We start from the raw sequence: 24,425 nt of genomic DNA, 5'->3' as shown, positions 1-24,425 counted from the left end.
CCACCGGTCGTCCTGGTGATCCGGATCCGGATCCGAATCCGCCTCGCGCCGAGCCGGGTCCGGGGCTCGCGATTGTCGGAGCATCGGGGGAGGATGGCGCCATGCAGATGAACGGTCGGGCCGGCGCGCCCTGCCACTCGACGGTCGGGAGGCGCCCATGATCCTCGCCGGTTTCGTGCTGCTCGCCGTCGGAGTCGCCGACGTGCTGCGCGGGTTCCTGCGCGGCCGCGCGTTCTGGATCGGATCCGGGATCGCCGCCGTCCTGCTGCTCGTCGTGGGAGCGCTCGGCGGCGCCTACGTGTACGCGGCCGTGGGCATCGTGCTGGCCGCCGTGTGGGCATGGCTGCTGCCGCTCGAGGGGCGTCCCCGGCTGTCGTTCTGGCCGGCCGTGGTGCTCGCGCTGCTCGCGGTCGCGGGGGTCGCGCTCCTGCCGGCCCGCACGTCGGCAGGGCTGCTCTCCGGCGCGCCGCTCCCGACGCCGATCGGCCGGGTCGGGTTCGATCTGGCGGTGCTCGCCGTGGGCGTGTTCGCGGTGCTGCTCGAGACCGGGAACGTGATCGTGCGCGCCGCTCTGGTCAGCGAGAAGGCGGAACTGCCCGCCGACGTGGAGCCGGGACAAGCGCCACCCGCGGAAGCCGTGCACGGGCTGGTGCCGGCGGCGGTGCTCGACCCGGGCACGCCGACGGGACCGGAGCCGGCTCTCCCGGCGGCGGCGGTCGATTCCGGCTTCCGCGGCGGGCGCCTGATCGGGCCGCTCGAGCGCGTGATCGTGCTGCTGCTCACGCTCTTCACGGCGTACCCGCTGCTCGCGGCGATGCTCGCGGCCAAGGGCATCGTGCGCTTCCCGGAGATCTCCCGTGACGGCGCGAACGGCGGCCGTGCCGAGTACTTCCTCGTGGGCAGCCTGGTCAGCTGGGTGGTCGCGCTCGGAGGAGCGCTGCTGCTGTGGTGGGCGACGCACACGACGGCCTGAGCACGTCGCGCGCACCGCGAATCCGCACTCCGGTTGCCGGGCGGGCGCATCACGCGGGATCCTTGTCCGAGGTGGGCGTGCCCTCGCGCGTCCTCTCCCTATGATCGTCCGCAGGAGGAGTCATGACCGAGAAGCCTCGGTTCTCGCTGGAAAGCACGCTCGGCGAGATCCTCGACGATCCGCAGGCGCGCGCCGTGCTCGACGAGATCGTGCCCGGTGTGTCGAACCACTCGCTGGTGTTCCTGGCACGAGGGATCACCCTGTCCGACGGCGCCGCCCGCCTCGGATCCATCGAGCCGGAGCGTCTCGCCGAGCTCGACGCGAGACTGCGCTCCCTGGGCTGAGCGCCCTCCGCCTCGCAGGCTCTTAGGCTCCGCGAGGCGAAGGGCGCCCGGCTCAGCCCTCGCTCTTGCGGCCGCGAGCGAGAGCCCACGCGCCCGCGCCGACGCCCACGAGCACGACCGCGCCGATGCCGAGCCCGACCCACAGTCCCGGATCCGCGGCGGCGCCGACGGCGGGAGCCTCGGTCTCGGCGGACGCGGCGGGGCCGCACACCGGCTTCGCCGACCCCGAGGCGGCGGGCGTGGCCGAGCCACCCGGGGAGTACGAGAACGTGTAGCTGCCCGAGATCGGGTGTCCGTCCGACGACACCACGCGCCAGAGCACCTCGTACGTCCCCGCTTCGCCCAGGGCGACCGGTGACGACACCACCGGGCCGTTCAGATCCGGGCACGCCGACTCGTAGTACCGCTTGTCCGGGCCGATCACCTGGATCACGGCCGCCCCGTCGGTGCCGAGCGGGTCGGCGCTGAAGCTGAGCGACACCGCCGTCAGGCTCGTCACGGTCGCACCCTGGGCCGGATCCGTGCCGTCGAGCGTGTCATGCGCGCTGGCGACCGCGGCGCCTGCGGTCGCGAGGATCGTCCCGACCCCGGCAGCGGCGATGAGCGCGGCGAGCCGGTCGCGCAGCCTCATGCGCCGGCCCTCCGGCGCCCGAGGGCGAAGCCGCCGAGCAGCGCACCGCCGGCCGCGACCACGAGGGCCGCGATGCTCAGCCCCAGGGCCAGCCCGCCCTGGCCGTCGCCGGGCGCCGTCGCCGCCGGGTGCGGAGCGGCCGTCGCGCCGACGCCCCCGTGGTGGTCGGCCGGGGGAGCGTCGTTCACCCACAGCACGGGCGCGGGCTCGAGGGTGTCGTCCTTCGCGACCTGCTCGGGCGTGGCCGACCACTCCACCACCTTGCCGTCGGAGTAGGTCTGCGTCGCGGGGATCACGATGTGCCCGGTGTCCGGCACCGGGCCGAGCGACAGCGTGAACGTCTGGAACTGTCCCGGGGCGATGCCGCCCGCATCGGCGGTGAAGCTGACCTGGGTCGCGGCCTCGGTGATGGTGTTGCCCTCGACCTTCACAGGCTTCGCGAGAGTGGTCTTCGTCGTGGCACCGGTCCAGCCCGCGGTGGGCTGGTAGCTGACGCTCGTGAACGGAGTGTCGCCCGGCAGGTGGATGTCGAGCTTGACCGTGCTCGCCGTCGCGGACTCGTTCGGCACCCGGAAGGTGACGTAGGTCCAGGAACCGGCCTCGGCCTGGTTCGGCGTCGCGGTCACGTGGGCGGATGCGGCGAGGGGCGCGGCGAGGGCGAGAAGGGAGCCGGCGGCGAGCCCCGCGAGCGCGCGGGAGAGAGGGGTGTTGCGCATGGTTCGAGTGTCTTTCTGAGGTCGTGTGAGTGCACCGGTGCGCCGGGAACGGCGCCTGTGCGCGGTGCAGGAGAGGATGGGGAGCTCACGCCGCGAGCGGCGGGCCCCTCCTCGACACGACGGTCAGGACGAAGCGCGATCGCCGTACCGGGACGACGACGCCCCGTGCGGACGGGATGCGGTGCGCGGGCGTCGGCGACGCGGTGAGCAGCCGTGCGACGAGGTTCCAGCCGGTGAGCGCGAGGAGTGCGCGCAGGGCCTGCTCGCCGCGGCCCAGCGCCAGCACGGTGAGCACCGCCGCGATCGCGTGGGCGACCCACATGGCCGGCTGCAGGTGCAGGGCGTGCCCCGCGTCGACTGTGGTCGGACCGAGCGCGCCGGCGAGCTCGGCACCGTGCAGGTGACCGTCGAGGCCGGTCGTCGCGGACCCGGATCCGGATCCGACCCCGATCAGCAGCAGACCGTGGAACGCGAACTGGCTCAGCGCCACCGCGATCGACAGGCGGATCCAGCTCAGCCGCCGGCCGGCCAGCGCGATGCACACCGGAGCGGCGAACAGCAGCGCCAGCACGATCCCGATCACCGGGGCGGGGGTGCCGTCGGCAGTGGAGTGCGAGACGGAGGCGACGAACGTCGCGACCAGGGCGGCGATGAGTCCCCGGACCGTGCGACCCGCGCGCGTTCCCCACACGCTTCCAGCCTAGCCGGACGCTTCCGGCGGGCCGAGCGGGACGATCCGCGCTGATACCCTGATCCGGTGTCGAACCCATCCCTGACGATCGCGGCACCGGCCATCGACCCCACCTTCGAGAACGTGTGGGACGAACTGGTCTGGCGCGGACTCGTCCACGTGTCCACGGATCCGGAGGCGCTGCGCGCCCTTCTCGCAGGACCCGCGATCACGTATTACTGCGGCTTCGACCCCACGGCGCCGAGCCTGCACCTCGGCAACCTGGTGCAGCTGCTGACCCTGCGCCGCATCCAGCTCGCCGGGCACAAGCCGCTCGGCCTCGTCGGCGGATCCACCGGCCTCATCGGCGATCCGCGTCCCACCGCGGAGCGCACTCTCAACACGCGCGAGACGGTCGAGGAATGGGTCGGTCGCCTGCGCGCGCAGGTCGAGCGCTACCTCAGCTTCGAGGGTGACAACGCCGCCCGGATCGTGAACAACCTCGACTGGACGGCGCCGCTGTCCGCGATCGACTTCCTCCGTGAGATCGGCAAGCACTACCGCGTCGGCACCATGCTGAAGAAGGACGCGGTCGCGGCGCGGCTGAACTCCGAGGCGGGCATCAGCTACACCGAGTTCAGCTACCAGATCCTCCAGGGCCTGGACTTCCTGGAGCTGTACCGCCAGTACGGCTGCGTGCTGCAGACGGGCGGATCCGACCAGTGGGGCAACCTCACGAGCGGCACGGACCTCATCCACCGCGTCGAGGGCGTCTCCGTGCACGCGATCGGCACGCCGCTGATCACGAACAGCGACGGCACCAAGTTCGGCAAGAGCGAGGGCAACGCGATCTGGCTCGACGCCGAGATGTGCAGCCCGTACCGGATGTACCAGTTCTGGCTCGGCACGGCGGACGCGGACGTGATCGACCGGCTCAAGGTTTTCACGTTCCTCACCCGTGCGGAGATCGAGGAGTACGCCGCGCTGGTGGAGGCGGAGCCGTTCCTCCGCGCCGCGCAGAAGCGCCTCGCGCTCGAGGTCGTCGCCACGGTGCACGGCGTCGAGGCGGCCGCCGCCGTGATCGCGGCGTCGGAGGCGCTGTTCGGGCAGGGCGACCTGTCCGCGCTCGACGCCGCGACGCTGCGCACGGCGCTGGAGGAGCTGCCGAACGCGTCCGTCGCCGCCGGAACCTCGGTGGTCGACGCCCTCGTCGCGACCGGCCTCGTCTCCAGCGCCTCGGAGGCGCGCCGTGCCATCGCCCAGGGCGGCGTCTCCGTCGACGGCGAGCGGGTGGAGTCCGACGAGGCGACCGTGCCGCTGGGCCTGCCCGGCGGCGTCTCGGTGCTGCGCCGCGGCAAGAAGACCCTCGCGGGCCTCCTCCCCGCCTGACCGCCGGATCCGGATCCCCTCCGGTCGCCGAGCCTGTCGAAGCGCCCGGATCCGAACCCTCCGGTCGCTGAGCCTGTCGAAGCGCCCGGATCGCGAGCTGCGGCCCTCCGTCTGTGCGCGACACACGGCGAAACGCAGTTCGCGGGCTCCGGCATGGCATGATCCACTCGGACATGCGGGAGCCCGAACCAGCCCGCATGCACGTCCACTCTGAACGGAGTCCTCCATGTCCCACCGTCGCCTCGCCCGGATCGCCGTCGGCCTCGCCGCGTCGGCTCTCGTCGTCACGCTCGCCGCCTGCTCCGGGGGCGCGTCCTCGAAGCCGTCGGAGACCGCAGCGGCGGACAGCGCGTCCTACGGACTCGTCAAGCCCGGCACTCTCACGGTCGCCACCGAAGGCACCTACAGCCCGTTCACGTATCACGAGAACGGCGGAGCCGGCGAGCTCATCGGCTACGACGTCGACGTCGCGCGCGCGGTCGGGAAGGAGCTCGGCCTCAAGGTCGAGTTCCAGGAGACGCAGTGGGACGGCATCTTCGCGGGCCTCGAGGCTGGGCGGTTCGATGTCATCGGCAACCAGGTGTCGATCAACCCTGAGCGCCAGGCGAAGTACCTGTTCTCGACGCCCTACACGGTCTCGCCGAGCGTGGTGGTCGTGAAGAAGGGCGACACGTCGATCAAGAGCTTCGCGGACCTCAAGGGCAAGACCACCGCGCAGTCGCTGACGAGCAACTTCTACAAGCTCGCCCAGGACGCGGGCGCGAACGTCGAGGCGGTGGAGGGCTGGGCGCAGGCCGTCGCTCTCCTCGAGCAGGGCCGCGTGCAGGCCACCGTCAACGACAAGCTCACCTACCTCGATTACGTGAAGCAGCACCCGGACGCGAAGCTGGCAGTCGCGGCGCAGACGGATCCGGCGCAGAGCGCGTTCGCGTTCACGAAGAAGAAGGACGCGCTCGTCAAGGCGGTCGACAAGGCGCTGGCCAAGCTCGAGTCCGACGGGACCCTCGCGAAGCTCGGCAAGAAGTACTTCGGCGAAGACGTCTCGAAGTAGCGCGCCATGCCCGACGGGCTGCACCTCTTCCTGGACTCGCTCGGGCCGATCGTGTGGGGCGGGATCAGCGGAACGATTCCGCTGGCCCTCGCCTCCTTCGCGATCGGCCTGGTGATCGCGCTGATCATCGCGTTGATGCGCCTGTCGGCGTCGCGCCCCCTCGCCGCCATCGCCCGCGGCTATGTGTCGGTGATCCGGGGCACGCCGCTGCTGGTTCAGCTCTTCGTGATCTTCTACGGCCTGGGCGCGGTCGGCATCGTCATCGACCCGTGGCCGTCCGCGATCGCCGCCTTCTCGCTCAACGTCGGCGGCTACGCGGCGGAGATCATCCGCGCTGCGATCCTCTCGGTGCCGGCCGGGCAGTGGGAGGCCGGCTACACGATCGGCATGTCGCGGGGGCAGACCCTGCGCCGGATCATCCTTCCGCAGGCGGCGCGCGTCTCGGTGCCGCCGCTGTCCAACACGTTCATCTCGCTCGTCAAGGACACGTCGCTGGCGTCGCTGATCCTGGTCACCGAGCTGTTCCGCGTCGCCCAGCGCATCTCCGCGGCCACCCAGGAGGTCATGCTGCTGTACCTGGAGGCGGCGCTCGTGTACTGGGTGTTCTGCCTCGTGCTCTCCGGCGCGCAGGGTCTCGTGGAGAAGAGGCTGGATCGCTATGTCGCCCACTGATGCACCCACGCCCCTGCTGCGTGCGACCGGCCTGACGAAGGCGTTCGGCACCCACGAGGTGCTCAAGGGCTTCGACCTGGAGGTGCGGCGCGGCGAGGTCGTGGCGCTCATCGGGCCCAGCGGCTCCGGCAAGACGACCGTGCTGCGGTCGCTGAACGGGCTGGAGACCCCCGACGCCGGGGTGCTCGCCTTCGACGGCGGCCCGGTCGTCGACTTCGCGAACCTCGGTGATCGGCGCTCCGCCGAGCGATCGCGGCGGGCGCTGCGCGACCGCTCCGCCATGGTCTTCCAGCACCACAACCTCTTCCCGCACATGACCGTGCTGCAGAACGTCATGGAAGGTCCGGTGCAGGTGCAGCGCGTGCCGAAGCAGCGCGCACGGGAGGAGGGCCTGGCCCTGCTCGACCGCGTGGGGCTCGCCGACAAGCGCGACGCCTACCCGTTCCAGCTGTCCGGAGGTCAGCAGCAGCGGGTCGGGATCGTGCGCGCGCTCGCTCTGAAGCCGGACCTGCTGCTCTTCGACGAGCCCACCAGCGCCCTGGATCCCGAGCTCGTCGGCGAGGTGCTCAGCGTCATCTCGGAGCTCGTCGCCGAGGGATGGACGATGGTCATCGTCACGCACGAACTCGCCTTCGCGCGGCAGGTGGCCGACGAGGTCCTGTTCATGGACGGCGGCGTCGTCGTCGAGAGGGGCGCTCCGTCGCAGGTGTTCACCGCGCCGGTGCACGAGCGCACCCGGCGCTTCCTGGATCGGATCCTCCGGCCGTTCGAGTGACGGGGCTCGCGCGGTAGCGTCGGGACATGCCGTTCACCCCCAGCCACGCGGTCGTCGCGCTGCCGTTCCTGTGCACTCCGCTGGTGCCGGCGGCCCTCGCGGTCGGAGCGATGACGCCCGATCTGCCGCTGTTCACCCGGGGACTGGCCGTCGACTACGCGGTGACGCACGACCTCCGGTGGCTGCCGGTGACCGTGCTCGTCGCGCTGGCGCTGCTGCTGATCTGGCGGATCCTGCTGCGGCCCGCGACGCGCTTGCTCGCGCCGCGCTACCTGGGGTCCCGGCTGCCCGAGGAATGGGACCGCGGCGTGCGGTCCGCCGTGCGGGAGACGTTCGGCACGCCCGTCCGGACGCTGCTCCTCCTGGTCGCCCTCGCTGTCGGCGTGCTCTCGCACATCCTGTGGGACGCGTTCACGCACGAGGGGCGCGCCGGCGTCTCTCTGATCCCGGTGCTCGGTGACCACTGGGGCCCGCTGCTCGGATACAAGTGGCTGCAGTACGGCTCGAGCATCGGCGGACTCGTGGTGCTCGTGATCACCGGCGTGCTCTGGCTGCGCGGGCGTGCGCCGGGCGCCGTCGATCCGGCGCCGCTCGGTGTGCGGGCGACGTGGTGGCTCTCGCTGCCGGCGGCCCTCGCCCTCGCAGTGGTGATCGGCCTCGCCGTGTACGGTCCCCTCACCGCGGAGTTCACGGCACAGCACCTCGCCTACCGCACGCTGCCCGGCGCCTGTGGGGTCTGGGCGCTGCTCACGTTCGTGCTGGTGATCGTGCTGCGGATCCGCCGCGGTCAGCGCCAGACCGGCTGATCCCCGCCCCACGGGCGCGGAGGAGCGAACCGGGTCGGCCCGCCGGCCCAGGCGACTGCGGGGACCACGGTGCGCACCTCGACGCCGTCGAGGTCGAAGCTCTGCGTCTCCGGATCCGCCGGGGGTGCGTCGCTGGACGGTTCCTCGTTCCGGGGGAGTGCGAGCAGCTCCGCGGCGATCCGGCGGAGCGACGTCTCCACGATCCAGCCGCCGCCCTCCTCCGCACGACGTCGCAGCGCGGTGGCGATGGCGGCGGCGAGGAGGTAGCCGGCCGTGTGGTCGAGCGCCTGAGCCGGCAGCGCTCCCGGTGCGCCGTTCTCGTCGCGCTCGATGAGCGCGATGCCCGAGGCCGCCCGCACCAGGCTGTCGAAGCCCCGCCGCTCGGGCGCGCCCCACGCCGAGAGCTGCGCGACGATGAGATGCGGGAAGGCGGACAGCAGCCGACCGGGCGACAGGCCCAACCGTTCCAGCCCGGCCGGCCGATAGCCGAGCACCACGACGTCGGCATCGGCGAGCAGGGCGTCGAGCCGGTCGCGCTGCGCGGCGGCGTCCAGCAGCGCGGACCGCTTGCCGTGCCCGGTGTCGAGGTGCTGCCAGCCGAACTCCGCGAGCCGCGGCGGGTCGATCCGCAGCACGTCGGCGCCCGCGAGCGCCAGCGTCCGCGTGCAGACCGGGCCGGCGATCACGCGGGTCAGGTCGAGGACCCGGATCCCCGCCAGCGGTGCCGCGGCGGTCGGTCCGGGCAGCGGCCGCTTCGCCGCCGCGTGCCCCCGCCGCCAGCGGATGACCGGATCCACGCGCAGCGCGGCGTCCTCGGCGGGCCGCTCCGTGCGTACCGGGACGCACAGCCCGCCCTGCTCGGCGACGGCGGCGACGACCGCGGCGGTGCTGCGCTCGGCGAGGCGGGTGCCGAGAGCGGACGCCGTGGGTTCGTGCAGGGAGAGCGCGCGCACGAGCGCGGACGCGTGGGCGGGGTAGTTGCCGTGTGTGCGCACCCACCCGTCGGTGGTGCGCCAGAACCCGGACAGCGGCGACCACACGGCAGGCGCGGAGCCGTTGATGAGCAGGTGGCGGTCGCTGCGGTAGGCCGCGGCGATGCGCGCCGCGTCCAGAGACACCAAGGCGGCGCCGGCAAGGGCGCCGAGGGCGCGCGAGGCGATCTCGACGGCGGCCCACGCGAACGCGCCGACGGGAAGACGTGCCGGCAGCGGCACGTCGGGCACGACGCCCTCGATCGCGGTCGAGGGCTCGCCCAGGGCTGCCCGGAAGCCGGCCAGAGTCGACTGCGCGGTAGCGTCGCTCATGTCGGCATCGTAGGCCCCAAGGCCGTCGACGGGCGGGCAGGACGGAGCGGATCGTGTGCCGACACGCCCGAGGGGAGGGCCCGATTTGCCGGGACCCGTGGATCCGCGTAAGTTATTACCTGTTCGCCCCAAGCGGTAGAGCGAAGGGCCGGAAGGCCTGACTCCCCAAGCGGCGAACAATCACCCACCTTCTTCCCCGGAAGAAGGTTCCTCTTCGCGAGTTCTCCTCGCGGCGGGGGTCAAGCGCGTGCGCTTGGGAGGGTGACCGTCCGCCAGGATCGTCGATTTGACAGACTGGCCGGGAGGGCTAAGCTAGAGAAGTTGCCTCGGAAACGAGGAAGCGGATCCGGTTTTGAACCTCACGGCGTGTCGATTTGACAGCCTGAGCGACACGGATAAGATAGAGAAGTTGCACTGAAGGGAAGGCCGAGAGGCCGGAACGCAGGAGCATCCGATCCTTGAGAACTCAACAGCGTGCACTTGTCAAATGCCAATTTATTCCTCGTCCAGTCTTAGGGCTGGTTGAGAAATTCCTTTGGATCAAAGACCAATCCTTTCGGGGGTTGGCATTCGGATGAAGTCAGCAATGATGTCATCTCTTTGGTCAGTTTCAAACTCGCTGCGTGCCGGTTTTTCCCCGGTGTGCATGCATTTCTTTTTTACGGAGAGTTTGATCCTGGCTCAGGATGAACGCTGGCGGCGTGCTTAACACATGCAAGTCGAACGATGAACCCGAAGCTTGCTTTGGGGGATTAGTGGCGAACGGGTGAGTAACACGTGAGCAACCTGCCCCTCACTCTGGGATAAGCGCTGGAAACGGCGTCTAATACTGGATACGAGTTGGAGCCGCATGGTTACCAACTGGAAAGATTTTTTGGTGGGGGATGGGCTCGCGGCCTATCAGCTTGTTGGTGAGGTAATGGCTCACCAAGGCGTCGACGGGTAGCCGGCCTGAGAGGGTGACCGGCCACACTGGGACTGAGACACGGCCCAGACTCCTACGGGAGGCAGCAGTGGGGAATATTGCACAATGGGCGGAAGCCTGATGCAGCAACGCCGCGTGAGGGATGACGGCCTTCGGGTTGTAAACCTCTTTTAGCAGGGAAGAAGCGAAAGTGACGGTACCTGCAGAAAAAGCACCGGCTAACTACGTGCCAGCAGCCGCGGTAATACGTAGGGTGCAAGCGTTATCCGGAATTATTGGGCGTAAAGAGCTCGTAGGCGGTTTGTCGCGTCTGCTGTGAAATCCCGAGGCTCAACCTCGGGCCTGCAGTGGGTACGGGCAGACTAGAGTGCGGTAGGGGAGATTGGAATTCCTGGTGTAGCGGTGGAATGCGCAGATATCAGGAGGAACACCGATGGCGAAGGCAGATCTCTGGGCCGTAACTGACGCTGAGGAGCGAAAGGGTGGGGAGCAAACAGGCTTAGATACCCTGGTAGTCCACCCCGTAAACGTTGGGAACTAGTTGTGGGGTCCTTTCCACGGATTCCGTGACGCAGCTAACGCATTAAGTTCCCCGCCTGGGGAGTACGGCCGCAAGGCTAAAACTCAAAGGAATTGACGGGGACCCGCACAAGCGGCGGAGCATGCGGATTAATTCGATGCAACGCGAAGAACCTTACCAAGGCTTGACATACACCAGAACACCGTAGAAATACGGGACTCTTTGGACACTGGTGAACAGGTGGTGCATGGTTGTCGTCAGCTCGTGTCGTGAGATGTTGGGTTAAGTCCCGCAACGAGCGCAACCCTCGTTCTATGTTGCCAGCACGTAATGGTGGGAACTCATGGGATACTGCCGGGGTCAACTCGGAGGAAGGTGGGGATGACGTCAAATCATCATGCCCCTTATGTCTTGGGCTTCACGCATGCTACAATGGCCGGTACAAAGGGCTGCAATACCGTGAGGTGGAGCGAATCCCAAAAAGCCGGTCCCAGTTCGGATTGAGGTCTGCAACTCGACCTCATGAAGTCGGAGTCGCTAGTAATCGCAGATCAGCAACGCTGCGGTGAATACGTTCCCGGGTCTTGTACACACCGCCCGTCAAGTCATGAAAGTCGGTAACACCTGAAGCCGGTGGCCTAACCCTTGTGGAGGGAGCCGTCGAAGGTGGGATCGGTAATTAGGACTAAGTCGTAACAAGGTAGCCGTACCGGAAGGTGCGGCTGGATCACCTCCTTTCTAAGGAGCATCTGGAGGCTTCGGTCTTCCAGGCGCCAGATCAGCACCGAATGTGTGCTGCTGGTTAGCTCATGGGTGGAACATTTGACATGGCTCTCGAGTCAATGGTCTTGCTTAGTACGCTGCTTCGGCAGTGGGAACGGTGGGGTCGGCGATGCGGGGGCCTGCACGCTGTTGGGTCCTGAGGGACCGGGTGTGGGAACACATGCGGTACTTCTGGCCTTCATGCCTCACGCCGGTTGGTGTGGGGGTGGGGGACCGCCCGTACTTTGAGAACTACACAGTGGACGCGAGCATCTTAAAGAGATGATCCTTCGGGATTGTTTCGAAACGATAGATACGGCCCCGATTTTCCTGTCGGGGTCGGCTCATGTGATTTCAAGTCTTTAAGAGCAAACGGTGGATGCCTTGGCATCTGGAGCCGAAGAAGGACGTAGCAATCTGCGATAAGCCTCGGGGAACTGATAAGCGAGTTTTGATCCGAGGGTGTCCGAATGGGGAAACCCCGCTGGGCGGCGTGCCGACCTAGTGACTCCCGCCTGAATATATAGGGCGGGTAGAGGGAACGTGGGGAAGTGAAACATCTCAGTACCCACAGGAAGAGAAAACAACATGTGATTCCGTGAGTAGTGGCGAGCGAAAGCGGATGAGGCTAAACCGGGTGTGTGTGATAGCCGGCAGGCGTTGCATGCCCGGGGTTGTGGGACTTTCCGTGTCATTCTGCCGAGTGACGAGCGTGACAAGCTGGTATAGGCGAACCGCATTGAAAGGCGGGTCATAGAGGGTGCCAACCCCGTAGCCGAAATGCCAGGTCTTGGCGTGGAGAGTATCCCAAGTAGCACGGGGCCCGAGAAATCCCGTGTGAATCTGTCAGGACCACCTGATAAGCCTAAATACTCCCAGATGACCGATAGCGGACAAGTACCGTGAGGGAAAGGTGAAAAGTACCCCGGGAGGGGAGTGAAATAGTACCTGAAACCGTTTGCTTACAAACCGTTGGAGCCTCCTTAGCAGGGGTGACAGCGTGCCTTTTGAAGAATGAGCCTGCGAGTTAGTGATACGTGGCGAGGTTAACCCGTGTGGGGCAGCCGTAGCGAAAGCGAGTCTGAATAGGGCGATTCAGTCGCGTGTCCTAGACCCGAAGCGAAGTGATCTATCCATGGCCAGGCTGAAGCGACGGTAAGACGTCGTGGAGGGCCGAACCCACTTAGGTTGAAAACTGAGGGGATGAGCTGTGGATAGGGGTGAAAGGCCAATCAAACTTCGTGATAGCTGGTTCTCTCCGAAATGCATTTAGGTGCAGCGTTGCGTGTTTCTTGCCGGAGGTAGAGCTACTGGATGGCCGATGGGCCCTACAAGGTTACTGACGTCAGCCAAACTCCGAATGCCGGTAAGTGAGAGCGCAGCAGTGAGACTGTGGGGGATAAGCTTCATAGTCGAGAGGGAAACAACCCAGACCACCAACTAAGGTCCCTAAGCGCGTGCTAAGTGGGAAAGGATGTGGAGTTGCTGTGACAACCAGGAGGTTGGCTTAGAAGCAGCCACCCTTGAAAGAGTGCGTAATAGCTCACTGGTCAAGTGATTCCGCGCCGACAATGTAACGGGGCTCAAGCACGCCACCGAAGTTGTGGCATTGACATTAATGGTAGGCCTTCGTGGTCCAGCCGTGTTGATGGGTAGGAGAGCGTCGTGTGGCGAGTGAAGCGGCGGAGTGATCCAGCCGTGGACGCTACACGAGTGAGAATGCAGGCATGAGTAGCGAAAGACGTGTGAGAAACACGTCCTCCGGAAGACCAAGGGTTCCAGGGTCAAGCTAATCTTCCCTGGGTAAGTCGGGACCTAAGGCGAGGCCGACAGGCGTAGTCGATGGACAACGGGTTGATATTCCCGTACCGGCGAAGAACCGCCCACATGAAATCAGGAGTGCTAAGCATCCCAAGACACGGGGATCCCTTCGGGGACGATCGTGTGGCGGCATGCGACCCCATCTGGTGGAGTGAGCGTATTAACAGGTGTGACGCAGGAAGGTAGCCCAAGCCAGGCGATGGTTGTCCTGGTGCAAGTGCGTAGGCCGAGAGATAGGCAAATCCGTCTCTCATCAAGGCTGAGACACGATGCGGATGAAAAGTGGGTGATCCTATGCTGCCGAGAAAAGCATCGACGCGAGGTTCTAGCCGCCCGTACCCCAAACCGACTCAGGTGGTCAGGTAGAGAATACCAAGGAGATCGAGAGAATCGTGGTTAAGGAACTCGGCAAAATGCCCCCGTAACTTCGGGAGAAGGGGGGCCACCCGCTTATTAGGATTTACTCCGAAAGGGTGTGGTGGCCGCAGAGACTAGTGGGTAGCGACTGTTTACTAAAAACACAGGTCCGTGCCAAGTCGCAAGACGATGTATACGGACTGACGCCTGCCCGGTGCTGGAAGGTTAAGAGGACGGGTTAGCTTCGGCGAAGCTCAGAATTTAAGCCCCAGTAAACGGCGGTGGTAACTATAACCATCCTAAGGTAGCGAAATTCCTTGTCGGGTAAGTTCCGACCTGCACGAATGGCGTAACGACTTCCCAACTGTCTCAACCGCGAACTCGGCGAAATTGCATTACGAGTAAAGATGCTCGTTACGCGCAGCAGGACGGAAAGACCCCGTGACCTTTACTACAGCTTGGTATTGGTGTTCGGTGTGGCTTGTGTAGGATAGGTGGGAGACTTTGAAGCGGTGACGCCAGTTACCGTGGAGTCATTGTTGAAATACCACTCTGGTCACTCTGGATATCTAACTTCGAACCGTGATCCGGTTCAGGGACAGTGCCTGGTGGGTAGTTTAACTGGGGCGGTTGCCTCCCAAAAAGTAACGGAGGCGCCCAAAGGTTCCCTCAACCTGGTTGGCAATCAGGTGTCGAGTGTAAGTGCACAAGGGAGCTTGACTGTGAGACTGACAGGTCGAGCAGGGACGAAAGTCGGGACTAGTGATCCGGCAGTGGCTTGTGGAAGCGCTGTCGCTCAACGGATAAAAGGTACCTCGGGGATAACAGGCTGATCTTGCCCAAGAGTCCATATCGACGGCATGGTTTGGCACCTCGATGTCGGCTCGTCGCATCCTGGGGCTGGAGTAGGTCCCAAGGGTTGGGCTGTTCGCCCATTAAAGCGGTACGCGAGCTGGGTTTAGAACGTCGTGAGACAGTTCGGTCCCTATCCGCTGCGCGCGTAGGAAGTTTGAGAGGATCTGACCCTAGTACGAGAGGACCGGGTTGGACGAACCTCTGGTGTGCCAGTTGTTCCGCCAGGAGCACCGCTGGTTAGCTACGTTCGGGATGGATAACCACTGAAAGCATCTAAGCGGGAAGCCGGCCTCAAGATGAGACTTCCATGCCCCTCGGGGCGAGAGGCTCCCAGCCAGACTACTGGGTTGATAGGCCAGATGTGGAAGCGTGGCAACACGTGCAGCTGACTGGTACTAATAAGCCGATGACTTGATAACACACCGTTCCTGGTGCTTGCGTCCACTTTGTGGTTCTCGACGTACGGTCGAAAACCAAACAACAACACACATGCTTGTGTTTGTTTGAGACACGTCAATAGTGTTTCGGCGGCCATAGCGTGAGGGAAACGCCCGGTCACATTCCGAACCCGGAAGCTAAGCCTCACAGCGCCGATGGTACTGCAGGGGGGACCCTGTGGGAGAGTAGGACACCGCCGGACTTCCTTTAACAGAAAGGCCACCCAACGCAGGGTGGCCTTTCTGCATTTCTGCCGCAAGACAGATCCAGGCCGCCCTCCGGGCGGCCTTTTTCGTGCGCTCACCGCCCCGCGACCTCCGCCGCTGCGCGGCGGGATTCGCGTGCCGGCACGCACCCGCGCAGCTCACCCGCTCGACCGGATTCGGCATCGACGCGGAGGCACGACGGGGCTACGCTGTCGTCAGACGGGTTGATCGCCCGCCTCCTGGTGAACCGAAGGAGCTCGCGATGGACGCGATGATGATGGATTCGATGAAGAACATGGACATGATGCCCGGCATGCAGGCCATGGACATGTCGCTCATGCAGGCATGCATGGACGCGTGCTCGGCGTGCGAGCAGGCCTGTACCGTGTGCTCGACCCAGATGATGGACTGCTCGCCCGCGTGCATGAACTGCGCGGACATGTGCAACACCATGATGCGGTCGATGATGCGGATGCAGGGCATGACGCCGGCCGTCATGATGTCGATGCTCGATGCCTGCATGGCGATGTGCCAGCTCTGCATGGACATGTGCATGCAGCACGAAGCCCACAGCGAGGTGTGCCGGATGTGCGCCGCGGCGTGCAAGGCGTGCATGGACGCCTGCATGGCGATGCGCGATTCCATGATGCCGGCCTGACCTGAAGGCTGCCCCGCGACTCTCGAAGAACCGAGGTGTCGTAGGATTGGAGCATGCTGTTCGTTCGTGACGCCCTCACGGCGTCGAAGGAGGTACCCGGCGCTTTCCGCGCCGGTGACAGAGGCTGACGCCCCCGCCGACGAGTCGTCTCGTCGGCCTGTTCGTCGCGCCCGCGTGAGCATTCCGCGGGTCTCCTCCGACTGCCATCGGCAGTAGCCTCCTCCGCTGTCCGGCGGACGAAACGACATCGCACAGAGAGCACGACATGCTTCCCATCGACGAGCGCGCCATCCGCGCGTCCTTCCGCAACGCCTCCCGCAAGGAGGCATCCTCCCTCACCCTGCCGCCCGGCTTCGCCGACCTGGACTTCTCCGTCCTGGACTACCTGGGCTGGCCTGATCCCAAGCTGCCCCGCCGGTCCTACATCGTGGCGCACCGCGCCGACGGCACCCCGATGTCGGTCCTGCTGCAGCAGGCGGAGCAGCGCACCCTGGCACGCGCGCAGTGCTCGTGGTGCGAGGACGTCACGCTGCGCAACGACGTGCAGTTCTTCGCGGCGCGCAAGGCGGGCGCGTCAGGTCGCAACGGCAACTCCCTCGGCGTGCTGATCTGCGCGAACTTCGGCTGCTCGGCCAACGTCCGCCGGCTGCCGCCGCTCGCCTATGAGGGCTTCGACCGCGAGGCCGCACGCGAGATGCGGATCCTGCGACTGCAGGAGCACGTGCAGGGCTTCCTCCGCGAGCTTGAGGCCTGAGCCTTCCGTCGCGGGTGGCGTGATCGTCGCCCGCGACGGGGCGCGGCCTTCTGCTCGGGGCGTCAGGCGCGTGCGACGTTGTAGCGCAGCGCGCCGATCGCGAGCACGTCCCACCGGGTGTGCACGGCGACCGGCTGTCCGAGCTCCACCTCGAGTGCGGCGCCGCCGGCGTTCCACAGCGAGAGCGCCTCGCCCTCGAGGGTGACGACCTCCACGATGCCGGCCGAGCGGTCGACGTCGGTCACCAGCGCATCGGTCCAGCCGGCGGTCGTCGCGGCCGCGAGGCGCGCTTGGATGAGGTGCAGCGCGTGCCCCGGAGCGAAGGAGGAGCAGACGTCGCCGTGGTCGCACATGCACGCCGCAGCCTGTCGCGCCGGAACGGGCGAGAGCTGAGCGCGGGGCGTGGTCACGGTGGTCTCCTCACAGGATCGGTCCGATCAGGGTACGTCCGGGCGTGTCGTCGGCGAAACGACCCTGAAATGTGCCGACACACAAGCGGCTCCGCGGGCCTGAGCCCACGGAGCCGCTGAGCCGGCGCCGGCGCGATCAGAGACGAGGCGTGCGCGGCGGCGTGGTGCGACGGTCTCCGGTCGCCTCGAACGCGGCAGCGAGCTGCAGCAGTCGGGTGTCGTCGTAGGCGCGGCCGGAGATCGTCAGCCCAACGGGCATACCGATGTCCGCCAACGTGCCCATCGGCACCGTCACGGAGGGGATGCCGAGGTGGCGCGGCACGATGTTGCCGTTGGCGACCCAGACGCCGTTGCGCCAGCCCTGGTCGGCCGAGACGGGGTTGACGTCCATGTCGGCGGGGCCGATGTCCGCCATGGTCGGGTGGATCACGGCATCCAGCCCGAGCCGATCCATCCACTCCTCGAAGTCGATTCGGCGCGTCTCCTCGAGGCCGCGAAGACCCTCCTCCATGTGCGGGATGGTCGTCATGTCGGTGACCGGGTGCGCCCGGAACAGGTCGGGCAGCTCGTTGATGTCGTCGTCGAAGCCGGTGTAGCGATCGGGCAGCGCGCCCGGGGGCGCGGGGAAGATCTGGGCGCCATCGACCTGCGCCAGCGTGTGGAGCGCGGGATCGCCGTTCGCCTGCAGGAAGTCGTCCCACCCCCACGCGCACAGCTCGATGACCTCGCTGCGCAGGAAGTCCGCGGGAACGATGCCGCGGGTGGTGATGGTCGGCGCGCCCGCGCGATCCCCCTCGTAGTTGGTGACGGCGGGGAAGTCGACCTCGACCACTTCGGCGCCGGCCGCCTCGAGGGCTGCGCGGGCGTCGCGCCACAGGTCCATGATCGACGGGCGGGTCTCGATGCGCTGCCCGGTCGGGCCGCCGATGCCGGTGCCGGTGCCGGCCTCCGGATCCGCGTTGATGTACATCCGCGGGACGCCGAAGCGCTTGCCGCGGAGATCCGCTGGCGGCAGGGCGGCATACGACTCGGGTCGCACGTCCGAGGCCCGGGGCAGCGGCACCCACGGCTGCGCCCGCCAGAAGTCACCGCGCGTGGTGTCGTCATCGGCGACGACGACGTCGAGGATCTCGAGCAGGTCCGCGATGGTGCGGGCGTGCGGCACGACGATGTCCTGCGTCGGGACCAGCGGCCAGTTGCCACGGACCGAGATGACACCGCGGCTCGGGCAGTAGGCGACGAGCGCGTTGTGGGATGCGGGCGCCCGTCCGCTGGACCAGGTCTCCTCGCCCAGCCCGAAGGCGGCGAAGGACGCGGCGGTCGCCGTGCCGGATCCGTTCGACGACCCGGATCCGAACGCGCTCGTGAGCCAGTCCGCGTTGTAGGGGCTCTCCGCGCGACCGTAGACCCCGCGCTGCATCCCGCCGTTCGCCATGGGCGGCATGTTCGTGAGGCCGAGGCAGATCGCGCCGCCGGCCCGCAGCCGCTCGACGGTGAACGCGTCGCGCTGCGCGACGAGGTCGGCGAAGGCGGGGGAGCCGGCGGCCGCCGTCAGCCCGCGCACGAGGTAGCTGTCCTTCGCGGTGTACGGGATGCCGTCGAGCGGGCCGAGGGTCTCACCCCGGGCGCGCCGGGCATCCGAGGCCTCGGCCTCGGCACGCGCCTCGGGGTTGCGCACGACGACCGCATTCAGCGCGGTCTCGGTGTCGGGGCCGTCATAGGCGTCGATGCGGGCGAGGTAAGCCTCGACGAGCTCGACGGCCGTGGTCTCGCCGGCCTCGAGGGCCGCGCGCAGGCGGGCGATGGGGGTCTCGACGACGTCGAACATGGGCGGATCCTTCGAAGGGTCAGGCGGTGCGAGGGCTTCGGCGGCCGGGTGGGACGGGCGCGCTCAGCGGGCCAGCGTGGGCTGCTGCTGGGTGATGCAGTGGATGCCGCCGCCGCGGTCGAACAGCGGCCGGGCGTCGACAGTGACGACGCGGCGTCCGGGGTAGGCGTCGGCGAGGATGTCGCGGGCACGCGCGTCCGCGACATCGTCGTCGAACCCGCAGGCGATGACGCCGTCGTTCGTGACCAGGTGGTTCACGTAGCTCCAGTCGACGAACCCCTCTTCGTCGCGCAGGGTGGAGGGCGCGGGCAGGTCGACGATCTCGAAGGCGCGACCTGCGGCATCCGTCTGCCCGGCGAGGTGCTCGCGCAGGGCGGCCGACACCTCGAAGTCGGGGTGCTCGGGATCCTGCTGCGCGTGCAGGAGGATCCGGCCGGGGGAACTGATCGCGGCGACGATGTCGACGTGGCCGTTGGTGCCGAACTCGTCGTAGTCGCGGGTGAGACCGCGGGGCAGCCACACCGCCTTCGTCGCGCCGATCGTGCGGAGCATCTCGGCCTCGACGCGCTGCCGGTCGAGGTACGGGTTGCGGCGCGGGTCGAGCTGCACCGTCTCGGTGAGCAGGACCGTGCCCTCGCCGTCGACGTGGATGCCGCCGCCCTCGTTGACGAGCATGGAGCTGACCAGCTCGGCGCCGACCTCGGCGGCGATGATGCGCGCGTGCTCGCCGGACTTCGTCCACGACGCCCAGGAGTTCGCGCCCCAGCCGTTGAACACCCAGTCCACGGCCCCGAGCACGCCGGGGCGCTCGGCGTCGACGACGAAGGTGGGGCCCGAGTCGCGCATCCAGAACTCGTCGACCGGGGCCTCGAGGATCGTGATGTCGGAGGAGAGCATGCGGCGGGCGCGGGTCAGCTCGCTCGGATCCACCAGCATCGTCACGGGCGTGAACTCGGACACGGCGTGCGCCACTGCGGTCCAGGTCGCGTAGCCCTCCTCGCGCAGTGCGTCGGTGTCGCCGAGGGTCTCTCCTTCGGCGGGGAACGCCATCCAGACGCGGTCGTGGCGGGCGGTCTCGCTGGGCATCTGCCAGGGCATCGGTGCTCCTCGGATCGGGTTCGCGGCGCTTATTGAACAAGCGACCAACTAGCGATACGGTATAGCCTCATGAGCACCTCGTCAAGCCCTCGTCCGAAGCGGATGCCGCCGGAGCAGCGCGAGCGGGCCATCCTCGACGCAGCCGTCGCGCTCGCTCGCCAGAACGGGATCGCGGGACTCACCGTGCGCACCGTCGCGGCTGCAGCAGGGGTGACCCCGGCGCTGGTGGCGCACTACCGGCCCAGCATGGACGCGTTCGTGGCCGACGTGTTCGGCACGATCGTGGGGGCCGAACGCGAGGAGGTCATGGCCGCCGGCAGGGTGGCCCAGGGCCTGCGGGAGCGCATCACCCGCATCGTGGAGATGCTCCTGGACGGCGACCGCGACGACGTGACCCTGATCTGGGTGCAGGCGTGGGCGGCCGGTGCGCGCAACGACGAGCTCGCGGCGCGGGTGCGCACCGAGATGGACCGCTGGCAGCAGGACCTCGAGGCCGTCGTGGCCGAGGGCGTGGAGGAAGGCGAGATCTCCGCCGCGCAGGCAGAGGGAGCCGCGTGGCTGCTGCTCGCCACGGTGGACGGCATGAACGCGCACTCGCTCGTGAAGTGGGCGCCCGAAGACCGGGCCGGTCTCGCGCGGCGCACCGTCGCCGCCGTCCTCGGCTGACCGCGTCGCGCGGCACCCCGCGGGCGCGGATCCCCGCACGACCGGATCCGCGAGACGGCAACTGCACGACGAGACTGCAGCAGACTGTCGCAGTCTCGTCGCGTCGTCGCAGTCTCGCGGTTCACGCCAGGGCTCAGGGGCGCAGGAGCCGGAGCGCCGTCCCGGTGTCCGACACCGTGAGCTGCGGCGGGTAGAGCCCCATGACTGCGAGCGCGGCGGCGTGGTTCTCCGGCGTCGACCCCGCGCAGGCGTCGGCGGCGATCGTCACACGGGCGCCCGCGTCGGCGGCGGCCAGTGCCGTCGAGATCACGCAGCAGTCGGTGGAGACCCCGGTCAGCACGACAGGTGCGGATCCGATCCGCCGCTCGAGCTCGGCGCCCCATTTGCCGAAGGTGGGGAGGTCGAGCGTCGGGTGCGCCGACAGCTCCCGCACTCCCGGCACGAGGTCGTAGAGCGGGTCATCGGCGGGACGGTCGGCGAACGGCCAGGCCGCGAAGTAGTCCCCCCACGAGGTGCTCCGATCGGCGGTGGGCAGCCAGCGGGTGATGAGCACGCGCCCGCCGGCCGCATCGGCCAGGCGGCGGATGTTCTCCAGCGCCGCGGGGAACATCGGGGATCCCCACGCCGAGTCGGCCGCCGCGAAGATGTGCTGCGGGTCGACGACCACCACCCACGGGTCCTTCGTCTCCCTCTGCTCGCTCAGGGACCGGGACGCGCGGGGGCCACTTGCCGTCCCTTCGACGGGCTCAGGGACCGGGGAGCCTGTCACGCCTGTTCCTGCCGGCGGATCCTGCTGGCGCGGGCGAACCAGGTCACGACGAAGCCGAGCACGAGCGCGAAGAACACGCCGAGGTTGGCGTACGCCCACTCGCCGTCCTTGCCGCCGATGAGGCCGAGGAAGTACCCCTGCCAGTTGTTCCACGGGGCGGCCTCAGCGAACGTGTTGATGACGAATCCCCAGCCGATCACCGAGGCGACGACGAGCGTGAGGATCGAGACGCCGTCCCAGGCGCCGTAGCGGCCGCGGGCGTCGAACAGCGCCGCCTCGTCGTAGTCCTTCCTGCGGCGCAGGATGTCGGCGATGAGGATCCCGGCCCACGCCGCCATCGGCACGCCGAGCGTGATGAGGAAGGACTGGAACGGCCCGAGGAAGTCCTGCGCGAAGAACACGACGACGATGGTGCCGATCGTGAGGATCACGCCGTCGACCGCCGCGGCGGCGGGCCGGGGGATCCGGATCCCGAGGCTGAGCAGCGTCAGCCCCGACGAGTAGATGCCCAGCACCGCGCCGGAGACGAGGGTGAGGATCGCCACGATGAGGAACGGGAACAGCGCCCAGGCCGGCAGCAGCGTCGCGAGCGCGCCGATCGGATCCGCCGCGACCGCCGCGCTCAGCTTGTCGTCCGAGCCGGCGAGCAGGAGACCGAAGAAGACCAGGACGATGGGCGCGACGGATCCGCCGATCGTGTTCCAGGCCACGATCTGCGTGTCGGAGGCGGTGCGCTTCTGATAGCGGGACCAGTCGGCGGCGATGTTGATCCAGCCGAGCCCGAACCCGGTCATGACCATGACGAGGGCGCCGATCGTCTGCGCGAGGGTGCCGTCGGGGCGCGCGAACGCCTTCGTCCAGTCGATGCTGTTCACGGTGAGGATGAGGAACAGCACCGTGAACGCGCCGGTGAGCCAGGTGAGCACCGACTGCAGCTTCATGATCGTGTGATAGCCGAGCACCGAGGCGCCCACGATGAGCGCCGCGACGAGCACGGTCGCGATGAGGTGCACCGCGACGTCGCCGCCGGCGCCCACCCACCCCAGCGCGTGCAGCACCGTGGTGGTGGCGAGCACGGCGGTGATCGTGAGCGACGTCTCCCAGCCGATCGAGGTCAGCCACGAGACGATGCCGGGGATCTTCTGACCCTGCACGCCGAACGCGGCGCGGGAGAGCACCATGGTCGGTGCGGACCCGCGCTTGCCCGCGATCGCGATGAGCCCGCACAGGGCGAACGACACCACGATGCCGATGACGGCGACGACCGTCGCCTGCCAGAGCGAGATCCCGAAGCCGAGCAGGAAGGATCCGTACGACATCCCGAACACGGAGACGTTGGCCGCGAACCAGGGCCAGAACAGGTCCCGGGGGCGCCCGGTGCGCTCGGACTCGGGGATGATCTCGATCCCGTTGCGCTCGATCAGTGCGGGAGCTGCGGTGCTGCTTTCGGGTGACATGCTGCCTCCGGGTGAAGCCGCGGTCGTCGCGGATTGCTCCCATCCTGGCACTGCGCGCGCCCATGGTCTCGGAAGGGCGGGTCCGGTACGATATCGCCGACCCGTTGATCCGGCGCGGCATTCTGCTCGTCGCCGGGCGCCCGTAGGCTTCCGGGTCGGAAGGATCCTTCATGGACGCCGCGCGCATGCATGCCGCCTCGCCCGAATCCGCCGCGATCGTCGACGCCGTGCTCGACTACTCCCGCCGACGGATGCTCGCCACCGATGTGCCGCTGGACAAGCCGCAGCCCGAAGCCGAGCTGCGCCGTCTCGTCGGCACGACCATCACCGACCAGGGCCTCGGCGCGCAGCGCGCGCTGAGCGTGTTCGAGCACATCCTCGCCCCGGCCTGCCTCACCACGAGCCACCCGAACTACCTGTCGTTCATCCCGAACGCGCCTACGGTGGCCGCCATGGCGTTCGACCTCGTCGTCTCCGCCTCCGGCCTCTACGGCGGCAGCTGGCTCGAGGGAGCCGGCGCCGTGCACGCCGAGAACGAGGTCCTCGCCTTCCTCGCCGCCGAGTTCGGACTGCCCGCCACCGCCGGCGGCGTGTTCGTGCAGGGCGGCACGATCGGCAACCTGTCCGCGCTCGCCGCGGCCCGCGAGACCGCGAAGGAGCGGCTGCTCGCCGCCGGCCGCGAACTGCCGCCGCGCTGGAAGCTCATCTGCAGCCTGGAGGCGCACTCCTCGAACAAGTCCGCCGCGAAGATCATGGACGTCGACGTCGTGGCCGTCCCCGCGGGGGACGACGGCGTGCTGCGCGCGGATGCCGTGCGCGCCGCGCTCGAGGAGCACGGCGACGCCGCGTTCGCGGTCGTCGCGACCGCCGGATCCACGAACTTCGGCATTCTCGACGACATCGCCGGCATCGCCGCGCTCAAGGACGAGTTCGACTTCTGGCTGCACGTCGACGGCGCCTACGGGCTCACCGCGATGCTCGCACCCGAGGCACGGGACTGGTTCGCCGGCGTCGAGCGCGCCGACTCGCTCGTCGTGGATCCGCACAAGTGGCTGTTCGCGCCGTTCGACTGCTGCGCGCTGCTCTACCGCGACCCGGAGACCGGCCGCCGTGCGCACACCCAGCACGCCGAGTACCTCGACACCCTCACCGACACCGATGAGTTCAGCCCCTCGGACTACTCGATCCAGCTCACCCGGCGTCCCCGTGGCCTGCCGCTGTGGTTCTCGCTGGCCACCTACGGCGTCGACGCGTACCGCGCCGCCGTCAGCGAGACGCTGGCGCTGACCCGCCGGATCGCGGACGAGATCGCCTCGCGCCCGGAGCTGCGGCTCGTGCGCGACCCGCAGCTGTCGGTGGTCGTGTTCGAGCGCGAGGGCTGGGAGCGCGCCGATTACGACCGCTGGTCGGACGAGCTGCTCGAGACGCAGCGCGCCCTGGTGGTGCCGAGCTCGCACGCCGGCCGGGTGAACACGCGCTTCGCGATCCTCAACCCGCTGACCACGTTCGAGGACCTCGTCGGGATCCTCGACACCATGCGCTGATCGCCCGCGCCGGGGGCGTTGAGCGC

At 67.9% G+C, this 24,425-nt stretch carries 20 protein-coding genes and 3 rRNA genes; 14 read left to right on the top strand and 9 right to left on the bottom strand.

What is annotated here, in order from left to right; genetic code table 11:
* Window positions 1-157: 157 nt before the first annotated feature.
* Both ACYQ1L_RS16345 and ACYQ1L_RS16340 read left to right on the top strand, forming a co-directional pair.
* Window positions 158-973: a hypothetical protein gene (locus ACYQ1L_RS16345; RefSeq protein ID WP_460005082.1), complete on the top strand. Its 816-nt coding sequence runs from the start codon at window positions 158-160 to the stop codon at window positions 971-973.
* A 122-nt stretch (window positions 974-1,095) separates the two neighbouring features.
* Window positions 1,096-1,317, top strand: a complete 222-nt coding sequence (locus ACYQ1L_RS16340; protein WP_460005081.1) for a hypothetical protein — start codon at window positions 1,096-1,098, stop codon at window positions 1,315-1,317.
* Between the two features lie 52 nt (window positions 1,318-1,369).
* On the opposite strand, the gene ACYQ1L_RS16335 is transcribed toward ACYQ1L_RS16340, so the two are convergent.
* The 3 genes from ACYQ1L_RS16335 to ACYQ1L_RS16325 form a co-directional block, all read right to left on the bottom strand.
* A complete protein-coding gene (locus ACYQ1L_RS16335) occupies window positions 1,370-1,948 on the bottom strand; it encodes a copper resistance CopC family protein (RefSeq protein WP_460005080.1) in 579 nt (192 codons plus the stop codon).
* Window positions 1,945-2,664: a YcnI family copper-binding membrane protein gene (locus tag ACYQ1L_RS16330; protein ID WP_460005079.1), complete on the bottom strand. Its 720-nt coding sequence runs from the start codon at window positions 2,662-2,664 to the stop codon at window positions 1,945-1,947. The genes ACYQ1L_RS16335 and ACYQ1L_RS16330 overlap by 4 nt, the downstream gene beginning before the upstream one ends.
* An 85-nt stretch (window positions 2,665-2,749) precedes the next feature.
* The gene (locus ACYQ1L_RS16325; protein ID WP_460005078.1) at window positions 2,750-3,355 is read right to left on the bottom strand and encodes a hypothetical protein; all 606 of its coding nucleotides are present in this window, start codon (window positions 3,353-3,355) and stop codon (window positions 2,750-2,752) included.
* A 66-nt stretch (window positions 3,356-3,421) separates the two neighbouring features.
* Here ACYQ1L_RS16325 and tyrS point away from each other — a divergent pair, with 66 nt between their 5' ends.
* The 5 genes from tyrS to ACYQ1L_RS16300 all read left to right on the top strand — a co-directional run bounded on the left by tyrS (window position 3,422) and on the right by ACYQ1L_RS16300 (window position 8,027).
* On the top strand, window positions 3,422-4,723 hold the full coding sequence (gene tyrS / locus ACYQ1L_RS16320; RefSeq protein ID WP_460005077.1) for a tyrosine--tRNA ligase: 1,302 nt from the start codon (window positions 3,422-3,424) through the stop codon (window positions 4,721-4,723).
* Window positions 4,724-4,949: 226 nt separating this feature from the next.
* Window positions 4,950-5,774, top strand: coding sequence for an amino acid ABC transporter substrate-binding protein (locus tag ACYQ1L_RS16315; RefSeq protein ID WP_460005076.1), 825 nt, complete (start codon window positions 4,950-4,952; stop codon window positions 5,772-5,774).
* Window positions 5,775-5,780: 6 nt separating this feature from the next.
* Entirely contained in the window at window positions 5,781-6,446 is a 666-nt protein-coding gene (locus tag ACYQ1L_RS16310; protein WP_460005075.1) for an amino acid ABC transporter permease, read from the top strand.
* Entirely contained in the window at window positions 6,433-7,221 is a 789-nt protein-coding gene (locus ACYQ1L_RS16305; protein WP_460005074.1) for an amino acid ABC transporter ATP-binding protein, read from the top strand. Before ACYQ1L_RS16310 ends, ACYQ1L_RS16305 begins: the two co-directional genes overlap by 14 nt.
* 26 nt (window positions 7,222-7,247) lie before the next feature.
* Window positions 7,248-8,027 carry a DUF4184 family protein gene (locus tag ACYQ1L_RS16300; RefSeq protein ID WP_460005073.1) on the top strand — a complete coding sequence of 260 codons (780 nt, stop codon included), beginning with the start codon at window positions 7,248-7,250 and terminating at the stop codon, window positions 8,025-8,027.
* Here the strand turns inward: ACYQ1L_RS16300 and ACYQ1L_RS16295 are convergent.
* Window positions 8,009-9,331, bottom strand: a complete 1,323-nt coding sequence (locus tag ACYQ1L_RS16295) for a CoA transferase (RefSeq protein ID WP_460005072.1) — start codon at window positions 9,329-9,331, stop codon at window positions 8,009-8,011. The genes ACYQ1L_RS16300 and ACYQ1L_RS16295 overlap by 19 nt on opposite strands.
* Before the next feature lie 658 nt (window positions 9,332-9,989).
* Between ACYQ1L_RS16295 and ACYQ1L_RS16290 the strand changes: the two genes are divergently transcribed.
* The 5 genes from ACYQ1L_RS16290 to ACYQ1L_RS16270 all read left to right on the top strand — a co-directional run bounded on the left by ACYQ1L_RS16290 (window position 9,990) and on the right by ACYQ1L_RS16270 (window position 16,627).
* A 16S ribosomal RNA gene (locus tag ACYQ1L_RS16290) occupies window positions 9,990-11,514 on the top strand.
* 376 nt (window positions 11,515-11,890) lie between these two features.
* Window positions 11,891-14,990: ribosomal RNA gene (locus ACYQ1L_RS16285) — 23S ribosomal RNA — on the top strand.
* Between the two features lie 104 nt (window positions 14,991-15,094).
* Window positions 15,095-15,211: ribosomal RNA gene (gene rrf / locus ACYQ1L_RS16280) — 5S ribosomal RNA — on the top strand.
* The 16S, 23S and 5S rRNA genes sit together here, the layout of an rRNA operon.
* A gap of 266 nt (window positions 15,212-15,477) precedes the next feature.
* Complete coding sequence (locus ACYQ1L_RS20135; protein WP_488199508.1) at window positions 15,478-15,873, top strand: four-helix bundle copper-binding protein; 396 nt, start codon at window positions 15,478-15,480, stop codon at window positions 15,871-15,873.
* A gap of 265 nt (window positions 15,874-16,138) precedes the next feature.
* Window positions 16,139-16,627: an FBP domain-containing protein gene (locus ACYQ1L_RS16270; protein WP_460005070.1), complete on the top strand. Its 489-nt coding sequence runs from the start codon at window positions 16,139-16,141 to the stop codon at window positions 16,625-16,627.
* A 62-nt stretch (window positions 16,628-16,689) separates the two neighbouring features.
* Here the strand turns inward: ACYQ1L_RS16270 and ACYQ1L_RS16265 are convergent, their stop codons facing one another.
* From ACYQ1L_RS16265 to ACYQ1L_RS16255, 3 genes are all read right to left on the bottom strand, one after another.
* Window positions 16,690-17,037, bottom strand: a complete 348-nt coding sequence (locus tag ACYQ1L_RS16265) for a hypothetical protein (RefSeq protein WP_460005069.1) — start codon at window positions 17,035-17,037, stop codon at window positions 16,690-16,692.
* Window positions 17,038-17,173: 136 nt separating this feature from the next.
* Complete coding sequence (locus ACYQ1L_RS16260; protein WP_460005068.1) at window positions 17,174-18,865, bottom strand: amidase; 1,692 nt, start codon at window positions 18,863-18,865, stop codon at window positions 17,174-17,176.
* Window positions 18,866-18,928: 63 nt separating this feature from the next.
* On the bottom strand, window positions 18,929-19,963 hold the full coding sequence (locus ACYQ1L_RS16255) for an agmatine deiminase family protein (RefSeq protein WP_460005067.1): 1,035 nt from the start codon (window positions 19,961-19,963) through the stop codon (window positions 18,929-18,931).
* Window positions 19,964-20,032: 69 nt separating this feature from the next.
* Between ACYQ1L_RS16255 and ACYQ1L_RS16250 the strand changes: the two genes are divergently transcribed.
* On the top strand, window positions 20,033-20,629 hold the full coding sequence (locus tag ACYQ1L_RS16250) for a TetR/AcrR family transcriptional regulator (RefSeq protein ID WP_460005066.1): 597 nt from the start codon (window positions 20,033-20,035) through the stop codon (window positions 20,627-20,629).
* Window positions 20,630-20,762: 133 nt separating this feature from the next.
* Here ACYQ1L_RS16250 and ACYQ1L_RS16245 read toward each other — a convergent pair whose 3' ends face one another.
* Window positions 20,763-21,296 (bottom strand): cysteine hydrolase family protein, encoded by a 534-nt coding sequence (locus ACYQ1L_RS16245; protein WP_460005839.1) that lies wholly within the window; start codon window positions 21,294-21,296, stop codon window positions 20,763-20,765.
* Window positions 21,297-21,394: 98 nt separating this feature from the next.
* A complete protein-coding gene (locus ACYQ1L_RS16240; RefSeq protein WP_460005065.1) occupies window positions 21,395-22,855 on the bottom strand; it encodes a purine-cytosine permease family protein in 1,461 nt (486 codons plus the stop codon).
* Between the two features lie 170 nt (window positions 22,856-23,025).
* On the opposite strand from ACYQ1L_RS16240, the gene ACYQ1L_RS16235 reads away from it, so the two are divergent.
* The gene (locus tag ACYQ1L_RS16235; RefSeq protein WP_460005064.1) at window positions 23,026-24,399 is read left to right on the top strand and encodes a pyridoxal phosphate-dependent decarboxylase family protein; all 1,374 of its coding nucleotides are present in this window, start codon (window positions 23,026-23,028) and stop codon (window positions 24,397-24,399) included.
* The last annotated feature ends 26 nt before the right edge of the window (window positions 24,400-24,425 follow it).

The sequence above is a fragment of the Microbacterium xylanilyticum genome, assembly GCF_054654695.1.
This window is presented reverse-complemented; position numbering and strand designations above follow the sequence as displayed.

Excerpts from the sequence above, each read along its gene's own strand:
- ACYQ1L_RS16335 (WP_460005080.1), bottom strand. The coding sequence starts at position 1,948 with ATGAGGCTGCGCGACCGGCTCGCCGCGCTCATCGCCGCTGCCGGGGTC.
- ACYQ1L_RS16330 (WP_460005079.1), bottom strand. The coding sequence starts at position 2,664 with ATGCGCAACACCCCTCTCTCCCGCGCGCTCGCGGGGCTCGCCGCCGGC.
- ACYQ1L_RS16240 (WP_460005065.1), bottom strand. The coding sequence starts at position 22,855 with ATGTCACCCGAAAGCAGCACCGCAGCTCCCGCACTGATCGAGCGCAAC.
- ACYQ1L_RS16345 (WP_460005082.1), top strand. The coding sequence starts at position 158 with ATGATCCTCGCCGGTTTCGTGCTGCTCGCCGTCGGAGTCGCCGACGTG.
- ACYQ1L_RS16255 (WP_460005067.1), bottom strand. The coding sequence starts at position 19,963 with ATGCCCTGGCAGATGCCCAGCGAGACCGCCCGCCACGACCGCGTCTGG.
- ACYQ1L_RS16315 (WP_460005076.1), top strand. The coding sequence starts at position 4,950 with ATGTCCCACCGTCGCCTCGCCCGGATCGCCGTCGGCCTCGCCGCGTCG.
- ACYQ1L_RS20135 (WP_488199508.1), top strand. The coding sequence starts at position 15,478 with ATGGACGCGATGATGATGGATTCGATGAAGAACATGGACATGATGCCC.
- ACYQ1L_RS16310 (WP_460005075.1), top strand. The coding sequence starts at position 5,781 with ATGCCCGACGGGCTGCACCTCTTCCTGGACTCGCTCGGGCCGATCGTG.
- ACYQ1L_RS16235 (WP_460005064.1), top strand. The coding sequence starts at position 23,026 with ATGGACGCCGCGCGCATGCATGCCGCCTCGCCCGAATCCGCCGCGATC.
- ACYQ1L_RS16340 (WP_460005081.1), top strand. The coding sequence starts at position 1,096 with ATGACCGAGAAGCCTCGGTTCTCGCTGGAAAGCACGCTCGGCGAGATC.
- ACYQ1L_RS16295 (WP_460005072.1), bottom strand. The coding sequence starts at position 9,331 with ATGAGCGACGCTACCGCGCAGTCGACTCTGGCCGGCTTCCGGGCAGCC.
- ACYQ1L_RS16270 (WP_460005070.1), top strand. The coding sequence starts at position 16,139 with ATGCTTCCCATCGACGAGCGCGCCATCCGCGCGTCCTTCCGCAACGCC.
- ACYQ1L_RS16305 (WP_460005074.1), top strand. The coding sequence starts at position 6,433 with ATGTCGCCCACTGATGCACCCACGCCCCTGCTGCGTGCGACCGGCCTG.
- ACYQ1L_RS16250 (WP_460005066.1), top strand. The coding sequence starts at position 20,033 with ATGAGCACCTCGTCAAGCCCTCGTCCGAAGCGGATGCCGCCGGAGCAG.
- ACYQ1L_RS16260 (WP_460005068.1), bottom strand. The coding sequence starts at position 18,865 with ATGTTCGACGTCGTCGAGACCCCCATCGCCCGCCTGCGCGCGGCCCTC.
- ACYQ1L_RS16300 (WP_460005073.1), top strand. The coding sequence starts at position 7,248 with ATGCCGTTCACCCCCAGCCACGCGGTCGTCGCGCTGCCGTTCCTGTGC.